Below are 10637 nucleotides of genomic sequence, written 5' to 3'. Positions count from 1 at the left end.
CCGCGCCACGGCCATGCTTCTGTTCTTAACCATTGTCCTCCTTGACACGTGGCTGTTCAACGCTGGGTGACGTCTGCCTGCTGTGCCCACGGCGCATGCCGCCGGGTTACAGCCGTCAACTGGCCGCATCGACAGACCATTCGTTGACACCGAATCCCTCCCTTATCCCCCAAAAACAGGCCGAGCGCTGACACAGTCAGCGTTGCCTGGCCCGCTCTGGACGCTGAGCCGTTCAGAGACCTCTTCCTAAGCCCAGCCGTGAGCGCCCAACCCGCGGCCCCTTGCTGCGGCCGCAATGCGCAGCGCGGCCACGCCGCCCTGTTCGGCGCTGCAACCGCCTACCCTGATCTTGCCGCCCTCCGAATCCACCGCGCTCATAACCCGACAGTACCAGCGGGCGCCCGCTCCGCCCTGTTGGGTCCGGGTCCGTCGCCGGCCGCAGCTGGTGGCGAAATTCAGTTGCGGATTTTGTGTAAATCGGCCTTGACACATCTGAATGTCAGGTTAGACTAACACCTGTGCCGCGCCGTCGCGGCCGGCCCGCAACGCAGAGCCGCAGGCTTGCAGGTACGGGGCGGCCTCACCGTCGGCAGGCCTTGGCGGCACGCAGCCCGTGCCGATAGTGACGTTCCGTTTCGGAGGTTATTTCGATGGCCGAATCCAAGAACCTGTCGGGCCTTACCGACGAACAAGCGAAGGAATTCCACGAGCATTGGAAGCATGGTGTGTGGAGCTGGGTCATGATCGCGACCGTGGTCCATGTGGTGACTTGGGTCTATCAGCCCTGGTTCTGAGCTCTGACCGACGAGGAGAAACTCGATGAAAGTCCCGTATTTGATGGCCGACCCCAAGATCGCCGAGCCTGATCATCCTGAAGAAGACTGGAAGATCTGGACCGTGATCAACCCGGCGACCTGGATGGTTCCGTTCTTTGCCATCCTGTTCATCCAGATGTGGATCATCCACTGGTACGCGTTGGCCCTACCGGGCTATGGCTGGAAGGACAGCGTGCGCGTGAAGGAGCCCGTTGCGGTCGTGCAGCCGGCGCCGGAGCAGAAGGTCGCGCAGGTTCAGGTCCAATAAGGACCAAGAGCCGTCTACCGGCCGCGTCGGGCACGTCCGCGCAACACGGACACGACAAAGAACGACGCGACCGGCAGGGCCTGCGGCAGCCAGAGCGCCTAAGCGCCGCGCCGCAGGCTGCAAGGAACTTGGCGACAAGGATGTTGCGGTGACAGCCGTCACCGCGTTGCTGTTTTCCCCTCTCTCCGTATTCACTCATCCGCGCTGATCACTCCGCCGATGACGCGGCCGCCTGCGCCGCGGCTGGTCGCTCCGCCCGCTTTGCCCAGCCCTTTGGCGTCCAAGGCGCGCCGACGTACATGATCCGCCACATGTCGAGGGGGTTGTTGCGCATGGCGAAGAAGCGATGGATCACTGGGTCCGAGACCATATAGAAGCGTTCCATCAGCCGCCGGCGCTTGGCGTCATGGAAGAAGCCGAACATCAATAGGTTCAGGAACGCGAGGAAGTGGGCCTGAATGCGCATCCGCCGCGTGAGTCGCCGCCAGTCGCGGCCGAAGGTGTCGGCCACGGGGACGGATGATAGGTGCTCGGCGAGCTGCGCCGCCGCCGCCAAGGAGTAGCCGGTTCCTGGGTTGAACCAGCCGCCGGCATAACCGCCGGTGATGGGGCTCGCGTCAGGGGCATGGAAGTGGCTCCAGGCGGGCATGGGCAGCACGCCCACCTCGGTGCGCAGCACCTCGGCCACGGTCAGCCCGAGGCGCGCGGCGTCGGCGACGATGTCTCGGCTTAGGGTCTCGACATCCAGGTCCGGGCTGTTGGAGAAGTAGGTGTCCTCAATGAGCGCCCGGTCCGGTGCGAAGGGCAGCACGTAATGGAATCGGAAGCCGTCGCGCTGCGCGCAGCGGCTGTCCATCAGAATAGGCGCTGCGAGGTCCGTCGAGCTCGCGAGCCGACACTCCAGCCCGACAAACTTCTGATAGCCGCCGCAGAAGCGTCCTGTCCCCAGCGGTCGGGCCGCCTCCGGCCCACGGGCATCAACGACCACGCGCCCGCGCAATCGCGTGGCATCGGTCAGGCGGACGGCCTGGCCGTCGACGGCGGCCACGCTCGCGCGGAGTCGAATATCGATGCGGTCGGAAGCGGCGCCTGCGTCCATCACCAGCCGGTGCAGGTGCTCGGAGCTGAGGGAGCGGTAAGCGCCGTTAACCCAGCGTGCAGACTCGTCGAAGTAGAGCTGATAGCCGGGCCACTCGTACTCGATGATGGGCCCCGCCCAGTCCAGTGCCGACGCCGGCAGGTCCAGGGCTTGGAAGGACCAGATGTGGTTGCCTCCGATGGTCTCGCCCTGCTCCAGCAGCAGCACGGAGGCGTCCGGCTTACGCGCGGCCAGTGCCAGCAGGATCAGCCCATTCTGCAGGCCCCCGCCCACCAGTATGTAGTCGGCGTCGAAGGCGTCTGGCGTTGTTGCGGCCATGCTGAGGCTCCGTTGGATGTGTTGTGGCGACTGGGCAGCAGGGGCGCGGTTGCAGACGCTTTGGCTGGCCGCGCTGCCATGGCGGCACGCATGGCCGGCGTGCAGCCCGACCGCACCGGCTGCGGGTCCTGCAATCCCGCAAGCCTAGCATGGCAAAAGTGCTCACTCGTCGCGCCCTGAGGCGCCGGGCCTCAGTGCGGCGTCCGTTGCTTGCGCGGGGTCAATTGGGCAGGTGGATCATGCGCCTGGGGTGCGGACTGCTCCCCCGTGTTGATGGCCGTCAGCGCGGTGCATGCCAGCGCCGCCCTAGACTCCCGTCGGTGAGCGGGCGGCGCCGTCGCGCGGGCGGCGGCGTTGCCCTGTCTTTTCTTCTGTGTGCACCGTCCGTAAACGGCGGCGGCACACGGTCGCCGTCAGGACCTGCCCATGCAACGTCGTCGCTTCATCCGCAATGTCGGCATCGCCGCCGCGGCCGGCACCGCCCTCGGTGCCGCCGGCCTGTACGCCATCCAGCCCAGGCGCACCGTGCTGCCCTTTGCCTCAGACCACAACGACGCCCTACCCATGGCGCCGGCGGACCAAAAGCGTGTCGTGGTGGTGGGGGGCGGACTTGCCGGCATTGCGGCGGCCTATGAGCTCTTGAAGCGTGGCTTCGAGGTCACCTTGGTGGAGCGTGCGGACAACCTGGGGGGGCGCCTCACCGGCTGGAACGTCGATGTCAACGGCGAGACCATGGCCATGGAGCACGGCTTCCACGGGTTCTTCAACCAGTATTACAACCTGAACGGCCTGCTGGACGAGATGGGCCTGCGCGGCAACTTCAAGCCCGTACTGGACTATCCCGTCATCTTCAAGGACCCGGCCAAGGGCACAGAGAGCTTCACCAACACCACGACGCTGTTTCCATTCAACCTGTTTGCGGTGGTGAATCAGGCCAAGTCGGTGTCGATCCTCGACTTCAACAATCCCTTCGGCAAGCTCTACGAGCTGATGCGCTACGACCCCGAGCGCACCTTCGAGAAGTTCGACGACATGGACTTCAAGACCTTCTGCGAGCGCGTCAACCAGCCCATGGTGGACACCATCATCGAGCCCTTCGCGCACACCTCGTTCAACCAGTTCGATCAATACTCCGCCGCCGAGGGCATGAAGTTCTTCCACTTCTTCTTCCTCGGCAACCCGGACGGCATGGGCTACGACCAAACCATCGACGACGCCATGACCTCGGTGGTCACGCCCATGACCCAGCAGCTCAATGAGCTGGGCGGCCGGGTGATCACCGGTGTGGAGGCGGACCGGCTTGTGGCAGGCGATGGCGGCGTGAAAAAGCTGGTGATGAAGCGCCCGGGGGACATCCTGGACGGCCCACACACGGTGCCGGCGGCAGACGTCGGCAGCGAATGGACCCCCTTTTGGCAGGGGGCGAACCTCTATTACGCGAAGCGCGAGGCGGACGGCAGCTACCGGGCGCTGTCCGGGCGGTGCACCCACATGGGCTGCCCGGTGGGGCTGGATGCGGCCACCGGCGGCTTCGCCTGCCCGTGCCACGGGGCCAAGTACGATGCCGAGGGCAGGCCCACCGAGGGCCCGACCGTAGTGCCGCTGGTGGCGCTGGACGCCGTGGCGGATGCGAGCGATCAGGTGACCTTCCAGCCGCGGGCGGAGCAGCAGACGCCGGAGCTGGAAGCGGATTACTTCGTGCTTGCCTGCGACGTGCCAGGCCTCCAGGGCATCGTCGCCCGCTCCGAGCTGCCCGAGCCGGACTTCGTGCAAAGCGTCGCGGACCTCGGCGTCGCCGACCCATACATCGTCTGGCGCCTTTGGCTGGACCGCGAGTGCCCGCCCATGGCCGTGCCTTTCTACACCGTGAGCGGCTGGCGCTACACAGACAGTATCGCCATCTACTCGCAGATGCAGCCGGCCTACGAGGACTGGGCGCGGCGCCACAAGGGCTCGGTGCTGGAGCTGCACGCCTACGCCGTGGAGCCTGACAACGTCATAGACGAGGCCGAGATCAAGCGCATCATGCGGGCTGAGCTGGACGAGCTGATCCCGCAGCTCAAGGGTGCGAAGGTCCTCTACGATGTCTACGCCATGCAGCAGAACTTCCCGCGCTGGGCCCCGGGTGACTACCAGGGCCGCCCCGGCGTCGACACGGCGGTGCCGAACCTCTTCCTGGCAGGCGACTTCGTGCGCCTAGAGGTCCCCGCCAACCTCATGGAAGCCGCCACCATGACTGGGCGTATCGCCGCCAATCGCGTGCTCGCCGCCGAGGGCCTGCGCGAGAACCCCATTCCCGCCGTCGACCTCAAGGGCCCGCTTGTGCTCTGACGCCGCTCGCCAGCGACGAGCCCGCGCAGGCATGAGCGAGCTCGTCACGGCAGAGGGATATGCCGCTGCGCACCGATCGCCTGTCCCGTGCGAGCGGCCTCTGGCCGCGACAAACCGCGTCGGGGAGCCGTCGCGGCAAGGATGCCGCTCCCACAGCACACCCGCCGGAACGGATCCCGATCCTGCCCTCGCTGGCTAACCTTTAAAAAACTCTGTAAATCGACCTTGACACATGAAACTGTCAGGTTACACTAACACTCGTGGATCGCGCGAAGCGCCCTGGATGCCCGGCATCCCAAGTGAGCACAGGCTCGATCCGCACATCGGAGTGTCCCGTTCGGATCCGCCGGGCGGCACTCGAATCAAATCCCTCATCCGGAGGTTATTTCGATGGCCGAATCCAAGAACCTGTCGGGTCTCACCGACGAGCAAGCGAAAGAATTCCACGAGCACTGGAAGCATGGCGTGTGGAGCTGGGTCATGATCGCCACCGTCGTCCATGTGGTCACCTGGGTCTATCAGCCCTGGTTCTGAGCCCCCCATTTCTGAACCGGCTTCGGTTCTGACTGACACTGCCCCAAGCGCTCAGAGCGCCAAGGTTTCGAAACGAGGAGATCCCGATGAAAGTCCCGTATCTGATGGCCGACCCCAAGATCGCCGAGCCTGATCATCCTGAAGAAGACTGGAAGATCTGGACCGTGATCAACCCCGCCACCTGGATGGTCCCCTTCTTCTTCATCCTGTTCATCCAGATGTGGATGATCCACACCTACGCGCTGGCTCTGCCGGGCTATGGCTGGAAAGACAGCGTGCGCGTCGCCCAGCCGGCTCCCGTCGCAGCTCCAGCTCCGGCAGCGCCTGCTGCTCCCGCTGCGCAATAAGCCAGCTCTAGGCTGACTCCAGCCGACCCCGCCGCGGCCCGCGGGCGGTCCATCGGACCTGAGCCCCAGGCCGCCGGCGGCGCATCACAGCTGATGCGCCGCACAAGGCCCGGTGCCGACCGGGCGCCGCTCCCAACCCACCGGGAGCAGCGCCCGAGTCGGCACCGGGCCGATACTTTGCGTTGTTATACCCGTCGCGCATGGGTTTTCGGCCGCGACCAGTTGCAGTACGCGTGCGACCCGATAATTTTCGGGCTGCGCTGCCGGTGCCCCGAGCGGTTACGGGATTTTCACAGACGCTGGCAATGCTTGCGCCATCTCGCGGATGTCGGGACGGACGCGGGTCCGATGCGGGCCCGATGCGGACCTGGGTACGGCATGGGTGACCATGCCGGCGGGCTGGTATCCCGGGCCTCGCTGATGCTCGGCCCGGGTTGCTGGAGGGAGTGCTGAGAGGCGTTCGGGCGCTTAAGGCATCTGATCCAGCCCGAACTGGGCCTCCGCCGGCTGGGCGGCCTTGCTGTGGCGCTCCCGCCGGGCCTTCAGCACCAATGGGATCAGCACAACGAGGGCGGCCATTAGCAGCACCACCTCGATGATGTAGACAAAGCGATAGCCGACGGAGATCTCGGTCAGGTTCGGGCCGAGGGAGCCACCGACGGCGAGACCCGTCGTGATGTCCCTGAGCGCGCCACCAAGGGCGATGGCCACACCCTGAGAGGTGGCCTGCACTGCGCCCCAGGCGCCGAGCGCCAGCCCTGCATGGCCGCGCTCGGCGAGGCTCATGGCGGCGGTGAGGGTGCCGACGCCGAGCAGCCCGTTGCCGAAGCCGATGAAGCCGGTGCCGATGCGGAACACCAAGGGCGACTCCACCGTGGCCGCCGAGATGACCAACAGGAAGCCGCCGATCCCCACCACAGTCCCGATGGCCGCGAGCCGGTAGGCGTCGCCGCCGCGGCTCAGCACAAAGCCCGCCAGCACGAAGGCGAGGAAGGTGCCGCCGGCGAGGATGGCCGTCAGCGATGTGGTCTGGCTCACCGTCAGCCCAAGCACCTGCGCGCCATAAGGCTCCAACAGGATCTCTTGCATACTGAACCCGGCAGTGCCAAGGCCGACGGCGATGAGCAGACCCGCCGAGCGCCCGCCCTTGAGGAACGCCTGCCAGGTTTCTTTGAACGGCGGCCGCGGGATCTGTGCCACCGCGCGCTTGAGATCGATGGACTCCTGCTTCCAGGCGGCGATGAAATTCAGCACCAGCGTCGCCAGGGCCGCCGCGTGCACCACCTCCACCAGGCGCTTGTGGGAGAAGTCCTCGAGTAGGTGGCCGAAGAGCAGCGCGCTGCCTCCCATGCCCAGAAGCAGCGTGGCATAGAGCAGGGCGACCACGCGCGGGCGCTTCTCTGTCGGTGCCAGGTCGGTCGCCAGCGCCAGCCCAGCGGTTTGCACCGTGTGCAGGCCGGCGCCCACCAGCAGGAAGGACATGGCGGCGAAGAACTGGCCGACGAAGATGAGCTGATTGGTGTCGTCGGACAGAATCAGGATGCTGTAGGGCATGATGGCGAAGCCCGCGTACTGGAGCATGCTGCCCAGCGCGATGTAGGGCACCCGCCGCCAGCCGAAGGCGGAGTGGTGATAGTCCGAGCGGTGGCCGATGAGGGCGCGGAAGGGCGCGGCCACCAGCGGCAGCGCCACCATCAGCGACACCAGCCAGGCGGACACACCAAGCTCCACCACCATGACGCGGTTCAGGGTGCCGTAGAGCAGCACCATGGCCATGCCCACGGACACCTGGAACAGCGACAGCCGGAGCAGCTTCGGCAGCGGCAGTTGCTCGGTGCCGGCGTCCGCGAAGGGCAGGCGGACGATCCAGTTCATCACGCTCTTCATGTCGGGGCTCTCTTCGGTGCGTCTGAAAAGATTGAGCTTGCGCGGCGGCTTGCCCGGTCATCGGCGCGCCGGAGGCGCTGCCCGGGCCGGCGCGGCGATACTAGGCCATCCGGGCGCCCGGAGAAAACGCGAAACCGCAGCGCACCCACGCCGTACGCCCTGTGGGAGCGGCGTCCCCGCCGCGACGGCTGAGCCCGCGCGCGCAAATCGCGGCCAGAGGTTGCTCCCACTGCGCTCGCCGCGCTGCCTCGCACGGCGCTTTGCTACACTCGCGCGCCGGCGCTGCTGCGGGCACCGAAGGAGCTCGGGCCTGTCGAATCGAGTACGAGCCGCCGCGCCCCTGTGCGCGCGCAGTGTGACCTTCATCCACCACGGAGCAATCCCATGGCCCTGCCTAAGAACGTTGGTAAGCAAGACAGCACCATCCGCCTCATCGCCGCCGCGGTGATCATGATCCTGAGCTTCTTCGTGCCGGGCATGGCCCTGCAGATGCTGCTGGTGGTCGTGGCGCTGATCCTGCTCTTCACCAGCTGGAGCCGCACCTGCTTCGCCTACCTGCCGCTCAAGATCGACACCACCAAGAAAGACGGCTGAGCCGGCGGCGCGTGCGGTCATGCACGCGTGCTGCCGGGCAGGCAGGCCGCCGCGTCCCGCTGGGCCCCCGCCCGCCAGGGCGAGGGCTCGGCTTCAGGAGGACGGCAGGCGGACGTCCTCGCCCTCCGGCGCTGCGGCCTTCTTTCGCCATGGTGAGACCACGCCCAGCAGGTGCGCCATGTCCTTGAAGAAGATGCGCACGTGCGCTGCGGGCTTGGCCTTGACAAGCTTCTTGTGCATGTAGGCCTGCCAGGTGAGGTGCTGGATGTCAGGGTCGTCGCAGAGTGATACGAAGCGCTCTCGGCGCTTGTCGTTCTTGTACCAGAATTTCTGCATGATCCCGAGGATCCAGAACACCCGCCCGTGCTGCTTCATGAAGCGCTTGCGCGCGGTGGCCAGCGCCTTTGCGTCGCCCGTCACCAGCAGCTCTTCCACCGCATCGCCGGCGAGCCTGCCGCCGACGAGCGCGTAATAGATGCCCTCGCCGGATGCGGGTGCGACGACGCCGGCGGCATCCCCCGCCAGCACCACGTCACGGCCGTTGTCCCACTTGGGCAGCGGGTGCAGCGGAATGGGCGCGCCCTCGCGGCGCAGCGTCTCGCACTTGTCCAGCCCCGTCTCCTTGCGCAGCTGATCCACCGCGTCGTGCAGCGAGACGCCCTTGAGCTCCGTGCCGACGCCGATGCTGGTGGTCCCGCCGTGCGGGAAGATCCAGGCGTAGAAGTCCGGGGAGAGCTTGCCCTGGTAGTAGACATCGCAGCGGCTCGGCTCGAAGTCGTGCAGCCCCTTGCCCGAGGTCGGCGCCGGCGAGCGGACGATCTCATGGTAGGCAGCCACATGCGGCAGCTCCTTGGCCCCAGGGATGCACTGCTTGGCCACCGAGGACATGGCGCCGTCGGCACCGATGACGGCCTTCGCACGCACCGCGATCTCCTCGCTCCGGTCCGTCGACGCGGCCGGGCGATAATGGACCAGCGCTGTGCCGTCGGCGTCGCGGGTCAGTTTGGTGAAGGTGCCATTGCGACGCTCGGCGCCGGCCGCCGCCGCGCGCTCGCGCAGCCATTCATCGAAAGGCTCGCGGTCCACCATGCCGACGAAGCCGCCGTCGATGGGCATGTCTACGTGCCGATCGCTCGGCGCCACCATGCGCGCGGAGCGGATCTTGGCCACCAGCTGCGCGTCCGGGATCTCGAACTCCTCGATGGCCTTGGGCGGGATGGCGCCGCCGCAGGGCTTGATGCGCCCCGGGCGATCCAACAGCAGCACCCGGCGCCCGCGCCGGGCGAGATCGGTCGCCGCGGTGGCGCCGGCGGGGCCGCCGCCGACGACGACGGCGTCGAATTCGGTGGTGTCGTTCATCGTATCCTCCGCAGAAGAGTGGCGAGTATCGAGGGCCGAGTATCGAGGCGAGCTCACCCCTCGCTCCTCGCCACTCGAAACTCGTCACTCACAAAGGTGTATTCCCAGCAACCGCCGCCCTGACCGCAAAGGCGCTGACCATCATGCCGCTCACATAAACCGTCACGCCGAGGCCGCTGAGCCAGGTGGCACGCTTCACCGGGTTTTCCAGGAAACGCAGCATCAGCACCCCCTGCACCATCACCAGCCCGGCAACGGCGGCGGCATGCACCGGCTGAATCCAAGCGAATAGGAGCCCGACGACGATGAACTGCGGCGTCATCATCACCACGCAGGCCACCCAGGCGGCGGCCTTGACGCCGAGCTGCACCGGCAGGGTGCGTATGCCCATCTGCCGGTCGCCTTCGATGGCCTTGAAGTCGTTCAGGGTCATGATGCCGTGGGCGCCCAAGCCGTACAGGAAGGCGAGCCAGAGGATGCGCTCGTCCGGCATGGCGCCGCCCAGCATCACCGCGGCGCCGGTGATCCAGGCCAGCGTCTCGTACGAAAAGCCAACGGCGGCGTTGCCGTACCAGCCGTTGTTCTTGAGCCGCAGCGGCGGTGCGCTGTAGATCCAGGCGAAGATCAGCCCGACCACGGTGGCCAGGAACACCCACAGGCCGAGTGCCGCGCCGAGGACGAGCGACAGCACCGTCCCGGTGACCGCCATCTTGTAGCCCCAGTTGCCCGGCAGCCGCCCGGACGGGATAGGCCGGTTCGGCTCATTGATGGCGTCCACGTCGCGGTCGTACCAGTCGTTGACCACCTGGCTGGTAGCGCACACCAGCGGCCCCGTCAGGATCACGCCAGCGATGAGCAGCCCCCAGTGCTCCAGCACATTGACACCGGACGACACCACACCGCAGGTGAAGGCCCACATGGGCGGGAACCAGGTGATGGGGTGCAGTACCTCCAGCATGGCCTTCGGCTGGGGCCGGGCGGGGAGTGCGTGCTCGGAGGCGGTTTCTGTCTTGCCGGGTGCTCGATTCGGTGGATCGCGGACCGTCCGGCTCGGCGGGCCCGGGGGCGAGGGCCCCGGCCCCGGG

Annotated in this window: 10 protein-coding genes; 6 read left to right on the top strand and 4 right to left on the bottom strand. The window is 66.8% G+C overall.

The window, feature by feature from the left end:
• Positions 1-650 precede the first annotated feature (650 nt).
• Both pufB (I6U14_RS13875) and pufA (I6U14_RS13870) read left to right on the top strand, forming a co-directional pair.
• Positions 651-794: a light-harvesting antenna LH1, beta subunit gene (pufB, locus tag I6U14_RS13875; RefSeq protein ID WP_200238069.1), complete on the top strand. Its 144-nt coding sequence runs from the start codon at positions 651-653 to the stop codon at positions 792-794.
• 25 nt (positions 795-819) lie between these two features.
• The gene (gene pufA / locus I6U14_RS13870) at positions 820-1083 is read left to right on the top strand and encodes a light-harvesting antenna LH1, alpha subunit (protein ID WP_296900107.1); all 264 of its coding nucleotides are present in this window, start codon (positions 820-822) and stop codon (positions 1081-1083) included.
• A 208-nt stretch (positions 1084-1291) separates the two neighbouring features.
• Here pufA (I6U14_RS13870) and crtY read toward each other — a convergent pair whose 3' ends face one another.
• Positions 1292-2500, bottom strand: a complete 1209-nt coding sequence (gene crtY, locus I6U14_RS13865; protein WP_296900106.1) for a lycopene beta-cyclase CrtY — start codon at positions 2498-2500, stop codon at positions 1292-1294.
• A gap of 426 nt (positions 2501-2926) precedes the next feature.
• Here crtY and I6U14_RS13860 point away from each other — a divergent pair, with 426 nt between their 5' ends.
• From I6U14_RS13860 to pufA (I6U14_RS13850), 3 genes are all read left to right on the top strand, one after another.
• On the top strand, positions 2927-4831 hold the full coding sequence (locus tag I6U14_RS13860) for an FAD-dependent oxidoreductase (protein ID WP_296900105.1): 1905 nt from the start codon (positions 2927-2929) through the stop codon (positions 4829-4831).
• Between the two features lie 390 nt (positions 4832-5221).
• Positions 5222-5365, top strand: a complete 144-nt coding sequence (gene pufB, locus I6U14_RS13855; RefSeq protein WP_200238069.1) for a light-harvesting antenna LH1, beta subunit — start codon at positions 5222-5224, stop codon at positions 5363-5365.
• An 86-nt stretch (positions 5366-5451) separates the two neighbouring features.
• Positions 5452-5712, top strand: a complete 261-nt coding sequence (gene pufA / locus I6U14_RS13850; RefSeq protein ID WP_296900104.1) for a light-harvesting antenna LH1, alpha subunit — start codon at positions 5452-5454, stop codon at positions 5710-5712.
• A gap of 468 nt (positions 5713-6180) precedes the next feature.
• Here pufA (I6U14_RS13850) and I6U14_RS13845 read toward each other — a convergent pair whose 3' ends face one another.
• Positions 6181-7599 carry a BCD family MFS transporter gene (locus I6U14_RS13845; protein WP_296900103.1) on the bottom strand — a complete coding sequence of 473 codons (1419 nt, stop codon included), beginning with the start codon at positions 7597-7599 and terminating at the stop codon, positions 6181-6183.
• Between the two features lie 384 nt (positions 7600-7983).
• Here I6U14_RS13845 and I6U14_RS13840 point away from each other — a divergent pair, with 384 nt between their 5' ends.
• Positions 7984-8193: a DUF2892 domain-containing protein gene (locus I6U14_RS13840; RefSeq protein ID WP_296900102.1), complete on the top strand. Its 210-nt coding sequence runs from the start codon at positions 7984-7986 to the stop codon at positions 8191-8193.
• A gap of 93 nt (positions 8194-8286) precedes the next feature.
• Here I6U14_RS13840 and I6U14_RS13835 read toward each other — a convergent pair whose 3' ends face one another.
• Both I6U14_RS13835 and chlG read right to left on the bottom strand, forming a co-directional pair.
• Positions 8287-9552 carry a geranylgeranyl diphosphate reductase gene (locus tag I6U14_RS13835; RefSeq protein WP_296900101.1) on the bottom strand — a complete coding sequence of 422 codons (1266 nt, stop codon included), beginning with the start codon at positions 9550-9552 and terminating at the stop codon, positions 8287-8289.
• Positions 9553-9640: 88 nt separating this feature from the next.
• A complete protein-coding gene (chlG, locus tag I6U14_RS13830) occupies positions 9641-10510 on the bottom strand; it encodes a chlorophyll synthase ChlG (protein ID WP_296900108.1) in 870 nt (289 codons plus the stop codon).
• Positions 10511-10637 lie beyond the last annotated feature (127 nt).

Origin of the sequence: Thiohalocapsa sp. (genome assembly GCF_019695415.1) — a bacterium.
GTDB lineage: Bacteria > Pseudomonadota > Gammaproteobacteria > Chromatiales > Chromatiaceae > Thiohalocapsa.
This window is presented reverse-complemented; position numbering and strand designations above follow the sequence as displayed.